Here is a 20736-nt window from a genome sequence, read left to right on the forward strand (position 1 = left end):
CCTCACCCCTGCCGCGGCGGCGGATACCCCTGGTACGCCGCCGCGGCCGCCCGGTCCCGCCGGCGCCGCCCCCGCACCACCAGTACCGCCACCACGCCCCCGACCGCCACCGCACCGGTGATCCCCACCGCACCCACCGCCACCCACCGCACCCCGCGGTTCCCCCCGTCCGCCACCGGCGCCGCGGCCACCGGCGACTCCCACGCCTCCTCCGACGGCGGCGGCACACTCCCCTGCGACTCCACCCGCCCCACCAACGGATTCTCCCGCGACCCCCCGTCCACCACCGGATTCGCCTCCAACGCCTTCCCCGGCGCCAACACCCCGTACCCGTACCGGTTGCTGGGCACCGCCGACCCGTCCCCGGGCGCCGCGGCGGTCTTGATCATCCGATTGATGACCTGCCCGGCGGAGAGCTGGGGGTACTTCGCGCGGATCAGGGCGGCGGTGGCGGAGACGTAGGCGGTGGCGTCGGAGGTCCCGTTGCCGATGCCCTGGGCACTGGTCGACTTGGCACCGGCCAGGGGAATGTCCGCGCCGGGCGCCACCAGAGTGGTCTCGGGTCCGACGTTGGACTTTCTCCAGAGCTGGCCGTTCTGGTCGACGGCCCCGACCGCGACCACCCCGGGGAACGCTGCCGGGTAGAGCACAGAGCTCGTCTCATTGCCTGTGCTTGCCACCAGGACCACGTCCTTGTCGACCGCGTACTTGACCGCCGCACGTTCCTCGGGATCGGTCCGGGAGAGTCCACCGATGGACATGTTGATGACGCTCGCACCATGGTCGGCTGCGTAGCGGATCGCCAGGGCGAGCTCCGACTGCAGCGAGAGCGACTCCCCCTCCATCGGGATCCGAACCGGAAGAATCTTGGCCTTGGGAGCCAGACCCATGATGCCGGCCCCATCGCCGTGGCCATGGCCGGCGATGAGACTGGCCATACCGGTTCCGTGGCCATTGGTGTCCACGGTGCCGTCGGTGTTCGCCCCAGTGAAGTCCTTACCCGCCAACACCTGCCCAGTCAGGTCTCGATGGTCCTTCAACACACCGCTGTCGATGACCGCGACCGTGACACCGTCCCCCTGCGAGACCGGCCAGACCGCAGACTCGGCCCGGTACGTGGCAAGCGGCCACTGAGAATCCCTCACGCTGTCGGCGCGGGACACCCCTGCGCCGACGACTACCAGCAGCACCCCCGCCACCACGGCTGCCCCACGACTCAGACGCCTGCCAGTCAAGCCCTGCCACCCCACTCAGCGCAGAGGCTGCCCCGGATCCGAACGACCCATTGGGCAACCGATCGATTCGCCTGGGCCCGAAGGCCGGTCGTCATTCCACCACGTTCGGATTTGCGGGCTTGTCAGACGCCCAGGTCTCCTCGTCCTCGACCAGGTAGTCGGGACGTCGCCGCTTCTTCTCCTCGTTCTCCCGTCCTCTGCCAGAGCTGCCGAGCGGCATCAATGGCGTCTGCGTAGAAGGACTCCTGCCACCGGTCTCCGGCTGGATCCGCCCCCGCGCTCCCAACCCCGAACCGCCTTCGGTGAATGCCTGCTTTCCTCCACCCCCCTTGCCTGGCCGGTCACCTGTACCGACGATCGTGCCTCCGGCGCGCCCGGCTGCACCTCCGGCAGTTCCTCTCCCCCGGGTAGAACCGGCGCCGGACATCCCGCCACCGCTCGCACCGGACATACCCTCCGCACCGAAGGCCGCGCCGCTACGACCGGCGGTGTTCCGACCCGATGTCCGCTCCTTGCCGACACGCGCGGCCTCAGGCTCCGATGTGTCGCGCCGGGCCCCAGCGACAGGAGAGAACGGCTGCGCTGTCCCGTTCGGATGAGGAGATGTGCCTCCGGCCCCCTGCGATGCGACGGGCTGGGCCGCCGAACTGCTCGGCAGAACTTGATTGCCGCCGCTCCCCGACGTACCGAGCAAGGACGTGCTGCCGGGGTCCGGCGACTTCCTGCCGGGCGCTGAGGAGGAGCCAGGCTCGTTGCCGTCCACGACCGTTCCGGCGCCGAAACTCACCGGCACGGACTTGGGTGGCGACAGGGCAACCCCACCTTTGACGCCGGGGTCGGAGGGAGCGGGTGATGGTGTCGAGTACGCCGGACTCGCTGCCGGGGAGGCCGAACGTCCGGTACCGCCGGTCCGAGGATCCGCCACCCCCGTCTCCCGTGGCCGGGAGACAGGCACCGTGCCCGCCCCGGAGTAGCCTGCTCCGGCACCGCCGAGGAAGCCACCGACAGCCGCGTATCCACTTGCTCCGGTGCCGTCGTCCTCAGGCAGATCTGTGTAGTCGTTCTTACCTCCCGGCTTCCCCGGAGGTGGCGGTGGCTTCAGCATCGGGGCGGCGGTGCGGTAGTGCATGGCGAGGGTCTGGAGGACGGTGGCGGCTTCGGCCTTCTTCTGGTTGGCGAGGTCGGTGCGGGTGTCCTCGTCGTCGTCGCCGAAGAGGGAGGAGAAGGTGTCGCCGACGCCGTCCTTGAACTGGGCCCAGCCGCTGGGTTCCTCGGGCATGGTGCGTTTGGCCTCGGCGATGGCTTCGGAGACCGCCTTGAGGGTGATCGCCGCGTCGTTGGCGTAGGAGGCGGCGGTGTTGATGGTGGTGGCGAGGTGCAGCATGCGGGTGTGGAAGGCGTCGCTGGTGCTGCCTTCCCAGGAGGTGGCGGCCTCGGTGCTGGCGCGGGTGAGGGTGGTACGGATCGCTTTGAGGGTGTCGGCGGCGCGGCGCCAGGGGTCGGCGGCGGCCATGACCTCGCCCGGGTTGAGGGCCTGGACCATGGCGCGGAGTTCGGCGTGGCTGAACTGCCGGAAGTCGGTGTACTTCATCGGACGCCCTTCCCGTCGTCGTGCCGGGCCGGGGCGGTGGTCCGGGTGTAGGCGGCGGCGCTGGTGGCGGACGGGTCGGCGACGGACCAGCCGTCGTCGCCGAGCTTCAGCTTGGCCTTGGTCCGGTGTTCCTGTTCCTCGTAGTTGGTCGCGGTGAGTTCGGCCTTCTTCTGGGCCTCGTCGACGGCTTCCTGGAGCTGGTCGAGGACGTCGCGCAGGCCGTCGCGCATGGTCTGGTAGCGGCCGTGCAGGTCGGTGGCCTCGGCGAAGGTGCCCAGGGCCTTGGGGCCGATGCCGCTGCGGCCGTGGGTCGCGGTGCCGTCGGCGTGGTGCTGGAATTCGGCGAGGAGCAACCGCACTTGGGCGGCGAAGGCGCGCAGCTGTTCGACCTCGACGCGGTAGCCCCGGCCGGCTCCGCCGGTCGGTCCTGTTCCCCTACCCGTTCCGTTCCCCGTTGCCACTGCGGCGCCTCCCCCGTGCGTCCGGCCGGTGTGTCGTTCACGGTTCTGGTGAGCTGGTCATGTCTAACACACGATCCGGACCCCTGGCGCACCGTCAGTTCACGTCCGAGGCAATCGTGGTGGCGGTGTGGACGGCGAGAGCGCGGCGGCAGAGGGAGTCGGCGTGCCGGGTGGTTTCGGGGAGGCGGTAGCGGGGGGTGAGGGCGAGGGTCGCTTCGACGGCTTCGGTGAGGCCGATGCGGTGTCCGACGGAGACGAAGACGGGCTTGACGCCGGCCCGGGTGCGGACGGCGCTGCCGACCTCCTCCCCGGTGACGGGGTCGGTGAGCGGGGTCCGGTCGCCGCGGTCGGGGCCGGGGGGCAGGTGGTCGAAGGTGAACGGGGTCTTGGCGACGCCGAGGGTGCGCAGACCGGTGAGGACGCCGAGGTGGCTGGCGAGGCCGAGGCGGCGGGGGTGGGCGAGGCCGTAGCCGTCGCAGACGACGGTGCCGGGGCGGTGGGTGAGGGCGTCGAGGGCGTCGAGGACGGCGGGGATCTCGCGGAAGGCGAGCAGGCCGGGGATGTAGGGGAAGGCGACGCGTCCGGTGGCGGTGGCCTCCTCGACGACGGCGAGGGTGGTGCGGTCGAGCACCACGGCGGCCGCGACGACGAGGTCGCGTTCGTCGTCGTAGGCGACGTCGACGCCGGCGATCAGCCGGTCGTCACCGATCGTCCCGGTGGGCTCGACCAGCGGGCGCAGGCGTTGTTGTTCGGCGAGCGCCTCGGCCTCGGTGGTGGGCCAGTCGGCGGGGATGGGCACGGCGGTTCCCCCGGGTGCGTGGTGCGGTGGTGCGGTCGGGCCCACGGTACCGAGCGGGGCGGGCGGGTCCGGGGGGGGCGGCTCCGTGAGTCCGTGCGCCCCCTGTGCCCCGGGCGCGCCGGGCTAGCCTGGAAGGAATGCCGCGGGCGACCGCCGGAACGCGCCGAACGCCCCTCCCCCGCACGGCTCCCCGCCGCGGTCCGGGCGGCAGTGGGGCGGCCGGTGTCCGTCCCCGGCAGCGCCCCGCTCGTTCCCCCCGACGCGCGAAGGACTCCGCCATGTCGTACCGCCCGACCGCCGCGCAGTTCGCGCTCGGTGTCTTCACCGTGGTCGCCGCCACGGTCGCCCTGCTGGCCGCGACCGGCGTCCCGGGGGTGCTGGGGGTCGCCGTGGTGGTGGTCTTCGCGCTCGCCCTGGGCACCTTGGTGGCCGTACTCGCGGCGCCGGCGCCGCATGCGGCCGACCGGCGCGCGGAGCACCGCACGCCGGTCGGCGGACACGAGTAAGGAGCAGCGGCACGAGGAGCGGCACGGGGCCGTCAGGCGGTGGAGACCACCACGGTCCGGGCGGCCTTGTCGTGGATGCACTGCCGGTACGGCTTGTCGAACACCCCGAACAGACCGTCGATCAGCCACCACAGGACGGCGCAGCAGAGCACCGCGGGCAGGATGAAGACCGCCGCCCTGGTCCACGCGGCCGACTGGGTCGGGGTGTTGCCGTCGACCAGCATGGCGACCCGGACCTTCATGGCCTTCTTGCCCAGGGTCTGGCCGTCCCGGCCGAGCATCACTCCCTCGTAGACGAGGTAGAGCCCGCAGGCGAGCCAGAACGAGCCGGCCGAGCCGGAGCGGTCGGTGAGGCTGGCGAAGGGCAGGACCAGGACCACGGCGACGGCCTGGACCAGCAGGTAGTCGATCAGCCGGGCCACGATCCGGTTGGGCCAGGTGCCGAGCGGGGGCATCCCGGGGACGGGGCCGCCGCCGGGCGCGCCGTAGCCGGCGGGGCCCTGCCCGGGTGGCGGCTGGTCGTAGGGCGACCGGCCGTGGGGGCCCTGGCCGTAGGGGTTCTGTCCGCCGGGGGCTCCGCCGTAGGTGCCGCCGTACGCGCCGGGGCCGCCGGCTCCGGGGCCACCGGGGGGCGGCGGGGTGCCGTACGGGTCCGACGGCGCACCTTCCGGCGTGCCGCCGCCCTGCTGCGGGGGCTGCTTGCCGAAGGAGGGCTTGCCGCCCCCCTCCGGCTCGGGGCCTGAGGGGTCGTAGGTACTCATTCCCCGAGTAGAACATCACGCATTCTATGTATTTGGGATATTCAGTCCGTTTTGTCGGCCAAGGCCACCGGAGCGGAGGACGGACGGACCTGACCGAGGCTCGGCGGGCCGGACCCGGAGCCGGACCGGGCTCAGAGCCGGACGACCCGGGTGCGGGCCGCCCGGTCGTGCCAGCCGCGCCGCGCCGGGCGGTCGAACAGCGGCCAGAGCAGGCCGAGCACCAGCAGCGCCGACAGCTGCCCGACCAGCCACCGGACCAGGGAACGGCCGAGCCCGGGGCGGTCCGGGGCGGCGGCCGAGCCCTCCCGGGCCGTGGCGGTCACCCGGATCCGGGCGAGCCGCTTGCCCAGGGTCTGGCCGGTGCGGGCGGTCGGCAGGGCCTCGTAGAGCAGGCCGACGAAGAGCAGGATGCCGAGCAGGACGGCGACCTTGCCGAGCACGGTCCCGTCGACCAGCCAGACGTCCACCTGACGACGGGTGAGGCGGCTGGCCATCCGGGCCTGGTCGAGCTTGCGCTGGAGGTGGGCCTCGACGGAGCGGGCGAGCGGGACCCCGGCGGCGACGGCGACCACGGCCAGCACGGCGGTGTCGACCAGCCGGGCGGCGAGCCGTCGGCCGAGGCCGGCGGGGCGGGGCGCCGGTGCCGCGCCGGCGCGGCGGCGGGGGGCTGGGGACGACGTCCGGGCGGCCGCCGTGGCAGTGGCGGCGGGGGACGTTCGGCGGGCGGGAAGGGGGGTGGCCAGGGACGGCTCGGCGGCCTCCGCCCCGTCCGCCGCCATGTCCGCCGACATGTCCGCCGCCGCCTCCGGCTCCGGTCCGGTCCGGGGCTCCGCGACAGCGGACGGTGCCGGGGCCGGGGCGGCCGGACCCCTCGGCCCCGGCACGGAACGCGACTCGTCCGGGCCGACGGCACCGGCAACACTGGGAGCACCGGGGGCGTCAAGGATTCCGGGCACACCGGCAGCACCGACACCACCGGGGCCGGCGGCAGCGCCGGGCGAAGCCGCCCCGGCGGGCGCCGCAGCCGCCTCGACCACCGCCGGACCCCCGGCGGACCCCCCGCCCGACACTCCGCCCGACGCCCCGCCGAGCGGCTCCTCCGCCCCCGGGAGCACCCCCCAGGACACCCACCGCGGCGCGCTCCCCGTCTCCATCAGGCCGCGCTGCGCCCGCGGGTCCGCCTGCCAGCCGGCCGGCTCGGGTGCCACCCGGGCCGACGGCTCCGGCAGCGGACCGGCCACCGGTCCCGCCGTCCCGCCGACCGCCGGCTCCCCACCGCGGCGGAAGACCGGGCCGTTGTCCGGCGCCGCGAAGGTGAACGACGCCCCGCCCGCCGTCCGGTCCAGGTAGACCGGCCCGGTGTCCCCGCCGGACACCGGTTCCGGCATCGGCACGGGCGGCGGCACCGACTCGGCGACCACCGGCGGCGGCACGTACCGGGCCCCGGCTCCCGCGCCCGCCGCGGCGGGGCGGCGGGTGGCGTACCGGGGCGGCACCAGCACCTCGCCCTCGGCCGGGGCGGCCCGGCTGGTGCCGGGGACCCAGGCCGAGCCGCCCCAGTAGCGGACGAAACCGGGAACGGACGGGTCGGGGTAGTAGCCCGGCGCGGGGCCGACGGCCGTCTCCGTGCTGCCGCCGTGGGGCCGGTCCGTCATGGGGGTCTCTTTCCTGGCAGGGCCGATACGGCTCGCCCGGCGAGCGGGGTGTGCGCGACGGCGGCACGGGCGACCCGGGATGGCTCCGCCGTCGGCGCGCGCGAGGGGGTACCGCCGAGGAGGCGGACAGTCGCCGGGCAGTCACAAAGGGTAGTGCCTCGGCGGGGGCGCGGCGGCAAGTTACCCATTCGGCGGACAGCCCGGCGCCGCCCACGGTAAGGAAGACGGCGCACATGCCCGAACACGCGCCCACCCTCACCCATTCACCACTCCGTGTACCCCCGGCAACGGGACGCGCCACCCACCCCCGGGGATTCCCGCCCGGCACGCAGGTGTCCGTCAGGGCGTCCTGGGCCGAAGAAATTCCGGAAACCCGTGTAAGAGCGCTCCCGGGCCGCGCTCTCCCAGGTGACAGGGCCCGACACCGGGCACGAACCGCAGGCAGAGAGGAACCCGATCATGGAGCGCCCGACGAGCGTGGTCGAGCACGAGCTGGAGCTCAACCTGGTGCTCTCCCCCGAGCACAGCGTGCCCGTCCCCGCCCGGCTGTCCTACGGCAGCCACGACCCGTACGCCGTGCACATCACCTTCCACCTGGACACCGGCTCGCCGGTCACCTGGGTGTTCGCCCGCGAGCTGCTGGTGGAGGGCACCTTCCGGCCCTGCGGGCAGGGCGATGTGCGGATCTGGCCGACCAGGTCGGGCCGGCGCAGCGTGCTCTGTCTGGCGCTGAGCTCCCCGGCCGGGGACGCGCTGCTGGAGGCACCGCTGCCGGTGGTGGCCGCCTGGCTGGAGCGGGCGCACCGGCTGGTGCCGCCGGGCAGCGAGATGGCCGCGCTGGACATGGACGGCTCACTGGCCGAGCTGCTCGCGTGAGGCGCCGTGCCCCGGCCGCCCGACCGGTCTGCCAGGTCCGGCAGGTCCACCAGGTCCACCAGGTCCGGCCGGACTCCCCCGACGCCCGCCCGGACCTCCTCGGCGCCCGGGCCGGGTCAGCGGGCCGCGGGGGCCTGCTGACGCTCGCGCGCGGACTCCGACGAACCACTGTCGCGCTGACCGGGCAGCGCGGCCGGTGCCGCCCCGGCCGCCAGGCGCCGGGCCCGTACGCGTAGCGCGGCGGCCAGCAGGAAGCAGATCCCGACGAGCGGGTAGACCGAGGTCGGGATCTGGTGGAGCGGCGACAGCTCCAGCACCCGCGCGCCCTGCGGCTTGGCGAGCCACATCGCGAACGACAGGAAGGCGATCAGCGTGGCCCCGAAGGCGAGCCGCCAGCGGAGCTTGCGGACGGCGGCCGGGCGGGCCCGTTCGACCGCCGCCTCGCAGGCGAGCAGCACCAGCACGGGCACGCACCAGACCCAGTGGTGGGTCCAGCTGATCGGCGAGATCAGTACGGCGGTGACGGCGGCGCAGCAGACGCCCCACGCCTCGGAGCGCGCCAGCCACCGCGAGCTGCGGGCGGCCCAGGCGGCGACGCCGAGGCCGGCCGCCGCGACGGCGACGGCCGCCAGGGTGCCCGCGAAGCCCGGTTCTGAGGTGTGCAGCAGCCGGGCGACGGCGCCGCTGAGGGCCTGGTTGTCGACGATCTCGGTCTTGCCGACCCGCGAGGAGTCGTAGAGGTACTTGGTCCAGAAGCCCCAGGTGGCGTCGGGCAGGACGAGCGCGCCGAGCAGGAAGGTGCCGAGGAAGGTCGCGCCGGCCACGAACGCGGCCCGGACCCGGCCGGTGAGCAGCAGGTACACCGCGAACAGGCCGGGGGTCAGCTTGATGCCGGCGGCGATGCCGATCGCGATGCCCTTGCCGCGCTTCCCGTCGGGCCGGGTGAGGTCCCAGAGGATGAGGCAGGCCAGGGCGAGGTTGATCTGGCCGTAGCGCAGCGTGGTGTAGACGGGTTCCAGCCAGACGCCGGCGCCGGTGACCAGGATCACGCCGATCGCGCGGAGGTCCCGGCGCGGCCAGCCGACCAGCTTGAACGACAGGTGGGTGAGCAGCGCGAGCAGGCCGAGGTTGCAGAGCGTGATCGCGACCCGCAGGAACGGCACCGGGAACCAGGTCGTCGGCACGAACAGCATCGCGGCGAACGGCGGGTAGGTGGCGGGCAGGTTCCACTGCGTGACGCGCAGTCCGTAGAGGTCACCGCCGTTGACGACGGCGGCGCCCTCGGCCCGGTAGACGATCATGTCGACCATCGAGGTGTGCGCGAAGTGCCGCACCACCGCGTAGCCGAGCAGGGAGAACAGCGCCAAGGCGGAGACGATCAGCAGCGGCCGGCGCGGGGCCTCGCGCAGGGCGCGGACGGGCGCGCCGAGGGCCGTGCGCAGCCGGTCCGACAGGGGGGCGGGCGTCAGGTCGGGTGGGGTGTCCACCGCGCCGCGCTCGTCTTGCACCGCTGTCACTGTTCGCTCCGTCCGCCGGTAGGCCAACCAGCGACGATACCGGATGGCTCGCGAACGGGTCGGGCCGAAGCTGTCACGGAGAGTGACGATCGCGGGTTTGGAGCCGGCCGGCCGTGCCCCGTTGCGGTCGGGGCACGGACGGCCGGAGTCGGTACGGCGGAGGGGATCCGCCGGGGCCGCGCGCGGTCGGCGGGGGCCGGTCGCGCGAGACCGTCGGGCGCCCGCCGCACGAGGTCGCGCCAGGTCGCGCGCGGTCGGCGGGCACCGCGGGCCGGTCAGCCGGTGTAGGCGCCCAGGGCCCGGGTGAAGTCCAGCGGCTGCTGGACGATCGAGCTGCAGCTCGCGTCCGCGTACGCCTTGGCACCACCCTCGCAGGACTTGTCGCGGGTGCCGGACCACATCGCCAGCCAGGCCAGGTGCTTGCTCCGGGCGAACTCGGCGAGCTGCTTGGCGTCGGCCACGGTGAAGACCTCGGTGGCCACGTCGTTGACGCCGATCATCGGGGTGACCGCGACCCGGCGCCAGGCGGACGCGTCGTCCAGGCCGAGCACGCTCTTCACCTGGGCCTGGGTGGCGGTGGCCGCGGCGATGGCGTAGGTGCCCATCCGGCCCTGGGGATCGGGGGCGACCCCGTCGCCGTAGTCCATCGCCATGATGTTGACCGCCCCGATCGTCACACCGTTGTTCTTGGCGCCGGCGACCAGGTCGACGCCCTCCTGGGTCAGCCCGGAGGGGAGCGCGGGGAGGGTGAAGGAGACGTCCAGGGGCCTGCCCTTGGCGGCGGCGTTCTTCTGCAGCTGGGCGACGGCCTGGGCGCGCCGGGTGTTGGCGGCGGCGTTGGCGATCGCGCCGCCCTCGACGTCGAAGTCGAGCCGGGTGAGGCCGAAGGCGTCGACGGTCCGCTGGTAGACGGCGGTCAGATCGGCGACCGAGGAGCAGGCGAGGGCGAGCTCGCTGCCGTTGGCGCCGCCGAAGGAGACCCGGACGTCGCCGCCGATCGCCCGCAGGGCGCCGATCCGGGCCGCCACCGCGTCGTCGGCGAGGTCGGTCACGCCGCCCCACTTCGGGGTGCAGCCGCCGCCGGAGACGACGAACGCCAGGGTGAAGTCCTTGACGCCGGTGGCCCTGGCGGTGGCGACGAGGTCGTACGGCGGGTAGAGCGAGGTGTCGACGTAGGGCGCGAACCGGCCACCGCCGGCCGGGGCGGGGGTCGCGGTGGCGGTGGGTGCCGGGGTCGTGGGCACCGGGGTGGTGGGCGCGGCGGTGGTCGTCGCGGTCGCCGTCGGGGCCGGGGTGCTCGGCCGCACGGTCGCGCCGGCGGTCGGGCTCGGCGCCCCGGTGGTGGGCCGGGCGGTCCCGGTGGCGGTGGCGGAGGCCGTCGCGGTCGCCGGGACGGAGGCGGACGGCGGGGCCGACGGCGGGACGGAGGCGGACGCCGAGGCCGACGCGGTGCCGGTCGGGCGGCCGGACGGGGTCGGCGCGGTGCCGTCCCCGGCCCTGCAGGCGGTCTTGTTGATCAGACAGTTGCCCGGCTCGGCCTGCGCCGCGCCGGCGCCCTGGGCGACGTAACCGACGACGACGCTCCGCCCGGGCTCCAGCCGCTTGCTCCACGCCTCGGGGCGGACGGTAATGTGTCCGCCCTCGGCGGTGAAGGTGGCGTTCCAGAGCGAGTCGATCTTCGCCCCGGCGGGCAGGTCGAAGCTGAGCGTCCAGTCCTCGATCGCCCGGTCCGCCGGGTTGGTGACCAGGTACTGGCCGGTGCAGCCGGAGTCCCAGCCGCTGGTGCGGGTGTAGACGGCGCCGAGCGGGGCGGCGCTGGCCGAGGAGGCGAGGACGACGACACCGCCGGCGACCAGGGCGGCGGCGACCGCCGAGGCTCCGAGCACCGTGCCCCTGCGGCTGCGCCGACGGCGACCGCCGGGGCGGCGGTGGGGCTGCTGGGTCGTCATGGGGCGTACCTCCGGGGCTGGCAGATGCGCGGTCGGGGGGTGACCGGCGCGGCCGACGCGGACGACGCTAGCGGCGCCGAATGGCCGGAATCCGCCTGCTGAGTCAGGGGTAGAACTCCCTTACGGCGCGCTTAAGAAAGAGGCCCTCCGGGCCGCCTCCGACCGCGCCGCCGCCACGTCGACGCCCCACCGAAGCCCCGAACCGGCGCCGAAACCTTTCTTCAACCGCTCCGCGACCCCCTCCTCAGCGCGTGAACAGCGATCCCCGGCCCCGGCGCCGGCCGGACCTCGCCGGGACGGTGCCGTCCGGCCGGGACCGCAGCCGCAGCCGGATCTCGGCCCCGCCCAGCACCGACGACCGGCCGAGCGCCAGATCCCCGCCGGTGGCCTCGGCCAGCTTGCGGACGATGTCCAGCCCCAGCCCGGTCGAGCCCTCGCCGCCGTGGCCCTCGCCCCGCTTCAGGGCGGCCTCCGGATCGGTGAAGCCCGGGCCCGCGTCGCCGACCAGGACGATCACCGAACTCCCGGTGGCCAGCACGTCCACCGAGAAGGCGGTGCCGACCGCCGTGTGCCGGAAGACGTTGCCGAGCAGCGCGTCCACGGTGGCGGCCAGGTCCCCGCGCTGGACCGGGACCGGCGTCTCCCGGTCCGCGCCGGCCAACTGCCAGCGGCGGCCCTCGTCCTCGGCGAGCGCCGACCAGAAGCCGACCCGCTCCCGGATCACCTCGGCCGCGTCGCAGCCGACCGTGACGGCGGGCGCGTCCTCGGGCGCCCGGCGGGCCGAGCGGATGATCTGGTCGACCTCGCGCTCCAGTTGCGCCACCGCGTGCCGGGTGGCGTCGGCCGCGTCACCCTCGCCCAGCGAGGCCGCGTTGAGCCGCAGCACGGTCAGCGGGGTGCGCAGCCGGTGCGACAGGTCGGCGGCCAATTCCCGCTCGGCGGCGAGTAGTTGGACCACCCGATCGGCCATGGCGTTGAACGCGTGGGCGGCCTCGCGCAGTTCCTCGGGACTGCCGGCCGCCTGCTTGCCGTCCACCGGCACCCGGACCGCGAGGTCGCCCGCGCCGAGCGATCGGGCCGCGGCGGCGAGCCGACGGGCCGAGCCGACGATCCGGGCGCCCATCCGGTCGGCGACCAGCACCGAGACGGCGACCAGGCCGAGCGCGACCCCGGAGAGCACCTGCCAGGCGGTGGCGACCCCCCGGGTGAGGTCGCCGTCGGCCACGAACACCTCGACCACGGCGGTCCGGACGGTGTCCACCGCGACCGGCTGGAGCAGCGCGTAGCCGCCCGGGACCTCGACGGTGAACGAACGTCCCTGCCCCCCGGCGCTGGCCACATCGGCGGCCAGTGCCCGGACTTCGCCGATGGTCGCGCCGGCGGCCGCCGCCGTCCCGTCCGAGACCTTCCCCGCCGGGGCCGTCCCGCCCGGGGTCGCACCACCCGGGGCCGTCCCGCCCGCGCCGCCGCCCGGCCCCGACAGCGCCGCCGCACCGGCCCCGGCCGCCTCGGCCGGCGGCAGGTGCACCGCCATCCGCCCCTGCGCCCCGGCGTCCGTCGAGGCCACCGCCCGGGCGATGGCGTCCTGGTCCGTGGTGATGGCCAGGGCCGGACCGAGTGCCGCCGCCTGCCGCTCCGCGGCCGTGAACGCCCGGTCCCGGGCGGTCTGCTGGACCATCAGACCGAGCGGGATGAGGAAGGCCAGCGCGACCATCGTGGTGCCGGCCACGGCGGCCTTGATCAGGGCCCACCGCAGCGAGTGCCGCAACCGCATCATGTCCGGCGCTCCACCGGGACGGGCCCGGGCCCGGAGGGGTGCCCGGACTCCTCCAGCCGGACCCCGACGCCGCGCACGGTGTGCAGGTAGCGCGGACTGGACGCCGTCTCCCCGAGCTTGCGGCGCAGCCAGGACAGGTGCACGTCGATCGTCTGGTCGCCGCCGTAGGTCTGCCGCCACACCTCGGCCAGGATCTCCTTGCGGGGCACCACCACGCCCGGGCGGGCGGCGAGGAAGGCCAGCAGGTCGAACTCACGCCGGGTCAGGTCCAGCGCCCGCCCGTCCAGCGCGGCCTCCCGGCGCTGGAGGTCGATCGCCAGCCCGCCGACCCGGAGCACCTGACTGACCGGGGCCGCCCCGCCGCCGAGCCGGCGCAGCACGGCGGCCATCCGGGCACTGAGGTGCTCCCCGGAGAACGGTTTCACCAGGTAGTCGTCGGCGCCGTCGTTGAGCAGCCGGACGATCTCGGCCTCGTCGTCCCGGGCGGTGGAGATGATCACCGGGACGTTGGTCAGGCCACGGATCATCTTGAGCGCCTCGCTGCCGTCCAGATCCGGCAGTCCGAGGTCCAGGATCACCAGGTCGCAGCCGACCTGGGCGACCTCGCGCAGCGCCTCCAGGGCTGTGCCCACGCTGCGAACGGCGTGGCCGGTGTCGGACAGGTGGCGGATGAGGGCGGATCGTACGAAGGGGTCGTCCTCGACCACGAGCACTGTTGCCATGGGGCTGCACGGTACGGCATCGGCCCCGAATGGTCTGTACCTCGGGGTCGCCTCGGGCAGCGACCGGTGGGCCCTTCGGGAAGGTCCCGCCGGACGGCGGGGGGTTTGTGCAAGTCCCCTGCGGAAGTGCGGGGGTGCCCACCTGCCGGGGACGGTGATGGGGCAGGATGTGCGCACTATGCGGAACGGACTGGTACAGCTCGGCGCCTGGGCGGCGGCCACCGGGGCGGCGGTGGCGCTGTCCTGGTTCGGCGTGCACACGGTGCTGACCGGAGCCGCGTTCGAACAGCCCTCCGCGCTGCCGCTGCCCTCCCCGGCGTCGGCCGGTGGCACGAGACCCGCGCCGACACCGTCGGCGGAACCCACGCAGTCGGCCGGCCGGCCGGATCCGGCCGCGCCGCCGTCCACCGCCCCGGTGTCGGCCGCCCCGCCGCGGACCGGCGGCCCGGCCGCCGCCGCGCCTCCCGCGGCCCCGTCGACCGCCGCCGCCGCGTCGCACCGCCCGACGCCGACCGCGAGCACGACGTCCGCCGTCCGCAGCTACCTCGTCCCGGGCGGCAAGGTCGCCCTGGACCTCCGGTCCGACCGGGCCTCGTTGGTCACGGCCGCCCCGGACCCGGGCTGGCAGATGCAGGTCTGGGACGGCCCGCAGTGGATCCGGGTCGACTTCACCAAGGACAACCAGGCCAACTCGGTGTTCGTGTACTGGAACGGGCACCCGCCGGTGGTCGAGACCGTCACCCGCTGAGCGGGTCGGGTCCGCGCCCCGTCACCACCGCTCGGAGGGCACGTACCCCGGCAGGTAGGGCCCCCGGTAGCGGGAGCGGTCGACCAGGGTGTGCCTGGTCCCGCCGGGAACCCCGATCGCGGCGAGCACCACGGTGCCGTACGCGTCCCGCACCTCGTACGGCTCGGCGAACGAGGACGCGCCCCGGTCGACGGCGTAGTCGTAGGCGTAACAGACGTCCGGAACGGCGACCGCGAGGTCGATCACGCCGTCCCCGTGCCGGTCCAGGTGACCGGCCAGCTCCCGGCCGCGCGGGCCGATCACCTGGACCAGCGAGGTCAGCACGAAGCGGGTGCCGGGAGCCTGCAGCACATAGGAGACGGTCTCGGGTTCACCGGTCTCGGGCCCGGCGTACGCGGTGCAGCGCAGACCGAGCGCGACCGCGTACCGGTGGGCCGCCCGCTCGGCGTCGCCGACCACGAAGACCACCGCGTCGGCGCGGCCCATCGGGAGGAGGCCGGGCTCGTCCGGTCCGGCGGCGCCGCGGACGGCGGTGAGCAGCACGGGTTCGGCGGCGGTGTCGGTCATGTCAGCCCTCCCGGGTGGGGGTACGGGACCACGGTTCCGCCCGCGGACCGGTGGGGGCCGGCACGCGGGGTTGTGGCTGGAGGGTGGCGCCGGGGCGACTTCCGCGCAACTGTTCCGTTTCCTCCTGGTCAAGCTGTGCTCCGGGGCGGGAGAATCGGCCGCGCCGCTGTACACAATGCCCACCGGAGGACGGAGCCCGTGATGCCCCCCGCCCACGCCGCCAGCCCGACCGGCGCCACCGGATCGCCCAACTCGCCCACCGGGCAAGGGCATTCCGGCACCACCCCGGCCGCACCGGCCGCGACCGCCGCCGGCCCCGGACCGGGAGCCGCTCCAGGGGCCGGACCGGGAGCCGGAGTCGCCGCCGCCGTCGCGGCCGGGACGGCCGGGGCGGCCGCGGGGAGCACCAACGACGCCATCGACGCCCTGGACGGCCGGCTGATCCGGCTGCTCGCCGAGGAGCCCCGGATCGGCGTCCTGGAGTGCTCGCGCCGGCTCCAGGTGGCCCGCGGCACGGTCCAGGCCCGGCTGGACCGGCTCCAGTCGCGCGGGGTGATCGGCGGCTTCGGCCCGGAGGTGGACCCGGCCGCGCTCGGCTACCCGGTGACGGCCTTCGCGACCCTGGAGATCTCCCAGGGCCAGGGGGCGGACGTGCGCGCGCACCTGGCGGCGGTGCCGGAGGTGCTGGAACTGCACACCATCACCGGGCACGGCGACATGATGGTGCGGATCGTGGCCCGGTCGAACGCCGATCTGCAGCGGGTGATCGACCGGGTGGTGGGCTTCGACGGGATCGTCCGCTCCTCCACCGCGATCGCGCTGGAGAACCCGGTGCCCTACCGGATCCTGCCGCTGGTCGACCAGGCCGCCACCGAGTAGCCCACGGCCCCGCCCGCCCGGCGGCCCGCGCTCAGCACCCGGGAACGGCCCCGCCGCCCTGCAACGCCTCCAGCGCCGAGACGGCCTCCCCGAGCGTGCCCACCGGCACCAGCCGCAGCCCCGCCGGGAGGTTGACCTTGGCGTCCGCGCACTCGTCCCTGGGCACCAGGAAGACGGTCGCGCCGTCCCGCGCCGCCGCCTGGGTCTTGAGCGGCACACCGCCGACCGGTCCGATCACGCCCTGGTCGTCGATGGTCCCGGTGCCGGCGACGGTCGTCCCGCCGGTCAGGTCGCCGCCCCTGCCGTCCCCGCGGAGCTTGTCGACGATGCCCAGCGCGAGCATCTGCCCGGCGCTGGGGCCGCCGATGTCACCGAGGTCGATCCTGACCTTCACCTGCGCGGGCGACAGCTGGAGGTAGCCGAGCGCGGCCGTGGTGGCGGCGTCCTGGGATTCGGCCATCTGCTGGGCGGTGACCTCGTTGGCCTTGGCCGGGTCCCCCTGCGGATAGACGGTCTCGCTGGGCCGAACGGCCTCGTCCTCGTCGAACCACGCCTGGAGCGAGCGCCACAGCGTCGTCCGCTCCCCCGGATTGGTCGCCGAGATGGTCACCATCCGCAGCTGCCCCTGGGTGGCACGGACCGGCGCGCCGGTGACGGTGAGCACCGGGCGGCCCTGGTAGCTGCCCAGGGTGTCCGCGGTCACGCCGGGGAAGGTCAGCGTGTAGGGCAGCGGGACGAAGGCGGCCACGCCGAACAGGGCGGCGACCGTCGCGCCGCAGAGCGCGAGGGCCCTGGTCCGGGGGGAGGTCAGGGCGGCGGGCAGCTTGGTGTCGGACACAGGGGCATCCAAACACACCGGGGCCGTCCGGCGGGCACGCACACGGCCACCCGAACGGCCCACCCGGCGGACCGGGACGGTCAGCGCAGCGCGTCGGCGACCTCGGTGGCCGCCTCCACCACCCGGGGGCCGACCCGCTCCGGGACGAGCCCGTTCAGCATCACCACGCCGACGCTGCCCTCGATGCCGCTCAGCCCGAGCAGCGCGGCGGCGGCGCCGGACGCGCCGGACTGCTCCTCCGCCCGGGTGATGACGAAGCCCTGCTCCGGCCGCCGCTGACTGGGGAAGGTCCGGGCCTCCAGGATCGCCCGGCCGGCCGCGCTCTCCCCGAGCGGGTGGCGCAGTCCGGTCCGGTAGGCGACGTGGAAGTCGGTCCAGCTGGGCTCGACGACGGCCACCGCGAGCGCCTCGTTGCCGTCCACCAGGGTGAGATGGGCGGTGGCCCCGAGGTCCTCGGCGAGGCTGCGCAACGCGGGCAGGGCCGCCTCGCGCAGCAGCGGGTGGACCCGGTGGGCGAGCCGGAGCACACCCAGGCCCACCCGGGCCCGGCCGCCGATGTCCCGGCGGACCAGCCCGTGCTGCTCCAGGGTGGCCAGCAGCCGATAGACAACGGTCCGGTTGACGGCGAGGCGGGCCGCCAGCTCGGTCACGGTGAGCCCGCGCTCCGAATCGGCGAGGAGCTTGAGGACCCTGACACCGCGGTCCAGGGTCTGGGAGGTCTCTGCAGTCACGACGCGCAATTCCTTTCCGCGGCGGTCGCGGATCGGCTGGCCGGTCCGGGACTCGGTGGTCGCGCGCAGGGGGGTGGCCGCGCCAGGGCCGCGGTGTGTCGTCCTTGACGTCCTGGGGCCCCGAGGCGCCCGTCCGCGGGGGGTCACCCGGCGGGAGAGCGTGGGGGAAAGGTAGTGAAGGAAATGCGGCGGCGGAAGTGTTTGTCCAAAATTCGGTCAAGATCAATTGCTTCCAGCGGCACAGAAGCGGACGAACTACCGCATTCCACCCGGCCGAACCGGGCGCAAGTTCGAGCACAGTCCGAAGTCCGGACAGATGCCCGGAGCCGGACGAGCCGCCGGAGCGCCCGCGGGCGGCCGCCGAACGGCCTCCGGGAGCGCCCGCGGAACACCCCGGGAACACCGGCCGCCGCCCTCCCGGCGAACGCGACCGGAGCCGGCGGACCCGGCGGATCGTTACTTCGCCGCCCACTCCCGGATCTTGGCGATCCGCGCCTTCAGCTGATTGGCGGTGGCCTGCGCGGTCAGCGGACCGCCGCACTGCCGGCGCAGCTCGTTGTGGACCGTGCCGTGCGGCTGGTCGGTGCGGTGGTGCCAGGCGGCCACCAGCGCGTTCAACTCCTTGCGCAGCTCCCGCAGTTCCTGGTGGGTCACGACCGGCCGCTGCTCGGCCGGCAGCTCCAGCAGATCGGCCTCCTCGGCCGGCTTGCCCTTGCTCCGCTGGATCTGCCGGTGCTGGCGCTTCTGCAGCAGCATCTGCACCTGGTCCGGCTCCAGCAGGCCCGGGATGCCGAGGTACTCCTCCTCCTCCTCGCTGCCCGGGTGCGCCTGCATCCCGAACTCCATGGCGTTGTACAGCACCCGGTCGAATACCGCCTCGGAGCCCAGCGCCTCGTAGGAGAACTCGTCGCCGCCCGCGCCGTCCGGACCGTCGTTGGCCCGCTCGGCCTCGGCGAGCAGCCGGTCCTCCTCGTCGAAGAGGCCCTCGCCCTCCTTCTTCGGCCGGTCCAGCACATGGTCGCGCTGGAGCTCCATCTCGTTGGCGAAGCCCAGCAGCATCGGGACGGTCGGCAGGAAGACGGAGGCGGTCTCGCCGCGCTTGCGGGCGCGCACGAAGCGGCCGACGGCCTGGGCGAAGAACAGCGGGGTGGAGATCGAGGTGGCGTAGACGCCGACGCACAGCCGCGGCACGTCGACGCCCTCGGACACCATCCGGACCGCGACCATCCAGCGCGAGGTCCCGGCCGCGTAGTCGGAGATCCGCTGCGAAGCCTCGGTCTCGTCGGACAGGACCAGGGTGACCTTCTCGCCGCTGATCTCGCGCAGCATCTTGGCGTAGGCACGGGCCACGTTCTGGTCGGTGGCGATCACCAGACCGCCGGCGTCCGGGATCGCCTTGCGCACCTCGGTCAGCCGGCGGTCGGCGGCCTGCAGCACGGACGGGATCCACTCGCCCTGCGGGGAGAGCGCGGTGCGCCACGCCTGGGCGATGAGGTCCTTGGTCATCGGCTCGCCGAGCCGGGCCTCCAGCTCGTCGCCGGACTTGGTGCGCCAGCGCATGTTGCCGCTGTAGGACAGGAAGATCACCGGACGGACGACGTGGTCGGCGAGCGCGTGCCCGTAGCCGTAGGTGTAGTCGGCGACCGACTTGCGGATGCCGTCGCCCCCGGCCTCGTACTGGACGAAGGGGATCGGGTTGGTGTCCGAGCGGAACGGCGTACCGGTCAGCGCGAGGCGCCGGACGGCCGGCTCGAACGCCTCGAAGCAGGCTTCGCCCCAGGACTTCGAGTCACCGGCGTGGTGGATCTCGTCCATGATGACCAGCGTCTTGCGGGCCTCGGTGCGGTTGCGGTGCAGCATCGGGTTCACGCCGACGCCCGCGTAGGTGACCACGATGCCGTGGTAGTCGCGGGAGAGCGGCCCGGAGGAGTACGCCGGGTCCAGCCTGATGCCTATCCGGGCGGCGGCCTCGGCCCACTGCTTCTTCAGGTGCTCGGTCGGCGCGACCACGGTGATCTGCTGCACCAGGTGGTTGTGGAGCAGGTAGGAGGCCAGGGTCAGCGCGAAGGTGGTCTTACCGGCGCCCGGGGTCGCGACGGCGAGGAAGTCGCGCGGCTGCTTCTCGATGTACGTGTCCAGCGCGCCCTGCTGCCAGGCCCGGAGCTTGCCGGCGGTACCCCAGGGGGCACGGCCGGGGAAGGCCGGGGACAGCTGGTGCGAGGAGGTCGGCGCGGCATGGCCGACGGCCCGGACGGGCGCGTGCGACTCGTTCGCGTCGGAGAAGAGCGGCATCGGGGCGGCGGCAGTACTCACGGTCTCCGAGGGGGGATCATCGCAGGTCAGAGGCGGTTTCGCGGCCTCGATCCACGGTCGGACGGCGTTCGGACAACCCACCCAGCGTACCGGTCCCGGCGCCGTTCGGGCGGCCACGGCGGGGCCGGGCCGGGCCGGCGTCCGCCCCGCTCGGGGCGGGTGCGGCCGGAAATCGACGTGAGGTGGATCACATCGGAAACCCGGAGAACCCGAGTAAGCGGAACCCCTCCTACCGACTCTCTTCGGGGTGAGGCCGCTCCACCCTCCCCCGCCCGCCGCGGCCTCACCAGCGAAGGGAACCGCCGTGCACGCCACCGCCGAAGAGACCGTCCAGGCCCGACTGATCCTGTCCGCGCGCCGGTCCGCCCGGCTGCGGGTCACCCTCACCTACCGGACGGACGACCCGCTCGCGGTCCGGATGGCCTTCCCCGGCGAGTTCTCGCTGGACGAACCGGCCGACCCGGCCGGACCGGAGGGCGGCGACATCGTCTGGGTCTTCGCCCGCCGGCTGCTCGCGGGCGGCCTGGAGCTGCCCTCCGGCCTCGGCGACGTGCAGGTGCGGCCCGGGCCCGGCCGGAGCGCCCTGGTCGAGCTGCGCGCGCCCGAGGGCACCGCGCTGGTCCGGTTCGACGCCGCCGACCTGCGGCGCTTCCTGTGGCGCAGCAGCCTGCTGGTGCCCGAGGGCGAGGAGCACCTCCACCTGGACGCCGACCGCGCCCTCGCCCAGTTGCTCGGCTGAGGGGCACGCCCCGGCCGCGCGCTGGCGAACGCCGACCGCCCCGGAGCGGAGTCCGGGGCGGCCGGCGTAGCG

At 74.6% G+C, this 20736-nt stretch carries 19 protein-coding genes; 5 read left to right on the forward strand and 14 right to left on the reverse strand.

Going from position 1 to position 20736, the window contains the following annotated elements; all coding sequences use genetic code 11:
- Nucleotides 1–2 precede the first annotated feature (2 nt).
- The 4 genes from mycP to ACIQ9P_RS25035 all read right to left on the reverse strand — a co-directional run bounded on the left by mycP (nt 3) and on the right by ACIQ9P_RS25035 (nt 4086).
- Nucleotides 3–1190 carry a type VII secretion-associated serine protease mycosin gene (gene mycP / locus ACIQ9P_RS25020; protein ID WP_402360170.1) on the reverse strand — a complete coding sequence of 396 codons (1188 nt, stop codon included), beginning with the start codon at nt 1188–1190 and terminating at the stop codon, nt 3–5.
- 136 nt (nt 1191–1326) lie between these two features.
- A complete protein-coding gene (locus ACIQ9P_RS25025) occupies nt 1327–2826 on the reverse strand; it encodes a hypothetical protein (protein WP_402360173.1) in 1500 nt (499 codons plus the stop codon).
- Nucleotides 2823–3287 carry a hypothetical protein gene (locus tag ACIQ9P_RS25030; RefSeq protein ID WP_402360176.1) on the reverse strand — a complete coding sequence of 155 codons (465 nt, stop codon included), beginning with the start codon at nt 3285–3287 and terminating at the stop codon, nt 2823–2825. Before ACIQ9P_RS25030 ends, ACIQ9P_RS25025 begins: the two co-directional genes overlap by 4 nt.
- A gap of 94 nt (nt 3288–3381) precedes the next feature.
- The gene (locus ACIQ9P_RS25035; protein ID WP_402360178.1) at nt 3382–4086 is read right to left on the reverse strand and encodes an endonuclease V; all 705 of its coding nucleotides are present in this window, start codon (nt 4084–4086) and stop codon (nt 3382–3384) included.
- Between the two features lie 278 nt (nt 4087–4364).
- Here ACIQ9P_RS25035 and ACIQ9P_RS25040 point away from each other — a divergent pair, with 278 nt between their 5' ends.
- Nucleotides 4365–4592 carry a hypothetical protein gene (locus tag ACIQ9P_RS25040; RefSeq protein WP_402360181.1) on the forward strand — a complete coding sequence of 76 codons (228 nt, stop codon included), beginning with the start codon at nt 4365–4367 and terminating at the stop codon, nt 4590–4592.
- A 32-nt stretch (nt 4593–4624) separates the two neighbouring features.
- On the opposite strand, the gene ACIQ9P_RS25045 is transcribed toward ACIQ9P_RS25040, so the two are convergent.
- Together ACIQ9P_RS25045 and ACIQ9P_RS25050 are read right to left on the reverse strand one after the other, a co-directional pair.
- Nucleotides 4625–5353: an RDD family protein gene (locus ACIQ9P_RS25045; protein ID WP_402360184.1), complete on the reverse strand. Its 729-nt coding sequence runs from the start codon at nt 5351–5353 to the stop codon at nt 4625–4627.
- Nucleotides 5354–5484: 131 nt separating this feature from the next.
- Complete coding sequence (locus tag ACIQ9P_RS25050) at nt 5485–7008, reverse strand: RDD family protein (protein ID WP_402360187.1); 1524 nt, start codon at nt 7006–7008, stop codon at nt 5485–5487.
- A 459-nt stretch (nt 7009–7467) separates the two neighbouring features.
- Between ACIQ9P_RS25050 and ACIQ9P_RS25055 the strand changes: the two genes are divergently transcribed.
- Nucleotides 7468–7884 carry an SsgA family sporulation/cell division regulator gene (locus ACIQ9P_RS25055; protein ID WP_045938677.1) on the forward strand — a complete coding sequence of 139 codons (417 nt, stop codon included), beginning with the start codon at nt 7468–7470 and terminating at the stop codon, nt 7882–7884.
- 116 nt (nt 7885–8000) lie between these two features.
- On the opposite strand, the gene ACIQ9P_RS25060 is transcribed toward ACIQ9P_RS25055, so the two are convergent.
- The 4 genes from ACIQ9P_RS25060 to ACIQ9P_RS25075 all read right to left on the reverse strand — a co-directional run bounded on the left by ACIQ9P_RS25060 (nt 8001) and on the right by ACIQ9P_RS25075 (nt 13849).
- Nucleotides 8001–9401: a glycosyltransferase 87 family protein gene (locus tag ACIQ9P_RS25060; RefSeq protein WP_402360190.1), complete on the reverse strand. Its 1401-nt coding sequence runs from the start codon at nt 9399–9401 to the stop codon at nt 8001–8003.
- 275 nt (nt 9402–9676) lie between these two features.
- The gene (locus tag ACIQ9P_RS25065) at nt 9677–11350 is read right to left on the reverse strand and encodes a cellulose binding domain-containing protein (protein WP_402360193.1); all 1674 of its coding nucleotides are present in this window, start codon (nt 11348–11350) and stop codon (nt 9677–9679) included.
- Nucleotides 11351–11594: 244 nt separating this feature from the next.
- Nucleotides 11595–13127, reverse strand: a complete 1533-nt coding sequence (locus ACIQ9P_RS25070; protein WP_402360196.1) for a sensor histidine kinase — start codon at nt 13125–13127, stop codon at nt 11595–11597.
- Complete coding sequence (locus tag ACIQ9P_RS25075) at nt 13124–13849, reverse strand: response regulator transcription factor (protein WP_402360199.1); 726 nt, start codon at nt 13847–13849, stop codon at nt 13124–13126. Before ACIQ9P_RS25075 ends, ACIQ9P_RS25070 begins: the two co-directional genes overlap by 4 nt.
- Nucleotides 13850–14027: 178 nt before the next feature.
- Here ACIQ9P_RS25075 and ACIQ9P_RS25080 point away from each other — a divergent pair, with 178 nt between their 5' ends.
- The gene (locus tag ACIQ9P_RS25080; protein ID WP_402360202.1) at nt 14028–14597 is read left to right on the forward strand and encodes a hypothetical protein; all 570 of its coding nucleotides are present in this window, start codon (nt 14028–14030) and stop codon (nt 14595–14597) included.
- Between the two features lie 21 nt (nt 14598–14618).
- On the opposite strand, the gene ACIQ9P_RS25085 is transcribed toward ACIQ9P_RS25080, so the two are convergent.
- Nucleotides 14619–15164, reverse strand: coding sequence for a VOC family protein (locus ACIQ9P_RS25085; protein ID WP_402360205.1), 546 nt, complete (start codon nt 15162–15164; stop codon nt 14619–14621).
- A 417-nt stretch (nt 15165–15581) separates the two neighbouring features.
- On the opposite strand from ACIQ9P_RS25085, the gene ACIQ9P_RS25090 reads away from it, so the two are divergent.
- Nucleotides 15582–16043 carry an Lrp/AsnC family transcriptional regulator gene (locus ACIQ9P_RS25090; RefSeq protein ID WP_402360365.1) on the forward strand — a complete coding sequence of 154 codons (462 nt, stop codon included), beginning with the start codon at nt 15582–15584 and terminating at the stop codon, nt 16041–16043.
- Nucleotides 16044–16074: 31 nt separating this feature from the next.
- Here the strand turns inward: ACIQ9P_RS25090 and ACIQ9P_RS25095 are convergent, their stop codons facing one another.
- From ACIQ9P_RS25095 to ACIQ9P_RS25105, 3 genes are all read right to left on the reverse strand, one after another.
- Nucleotides 16075–16881 (reverse strand): S16 family serine protease, encoded by an 807-nt coding sequence (locus tag ACIQ9P_RS25095; protein ID WP_402360208.1) that lies wholly within the window; start codon nt 16879–16881, stop codon nt 16075–16077.
- 80 nt (nt 16882–16961) lie between these two features.
- Nucleotides 16962–17612: an IclR family transcriptional regulator gene (locus ACIQ9P_RS25100; protein WP_030308168.1), complete on the reverse strand. Its 651-nt coding sequence runs from the start codon at nt 17610–17612 to the stop codon at nt 16962–16964.
- Nucleotides 17613–18068: 456 nt separating this feature from the next.
- Nucleotides 18069–19904, reverse strand: a complete 1836-nt coding sequence (locus tag ACIQ9P_RS25105; RefSeq protein ID WP_402360368.1) for a DEAD/DEAH box helicase — start codon at nt 19902–19904, stop codon at nt 18069–18071.
- 325 nt (nt 19905–20229) lie between these two features.
- Between ACIQ9P_RS25105 and ACIQ9P_RS25110 the strand changes: the two genes are divergently transcribed.
- Nucleotides 20230–20664, forward strand: coding sequence for an SsgA family sporulation/cell division regulator (locus ACIQ9P_RS25110; protein WP_402360211.1), 435 nt, complete (start codon nt 20230–20232; stop codon nt 20662–20664).
- Nucleotides 20665–20736 lie beyond the last annotated feature (72 nt).

It is taken from the genome of Kitasatospora sp. NPDC094019 (genome assembly GCF_044764505.1).
Taxonomy (GTDB): domain Bacteria; phylum Actinomycetota; class Actinomycetes; order Streptomycetales; family Streptomycetaceae; genus Kitasatospora.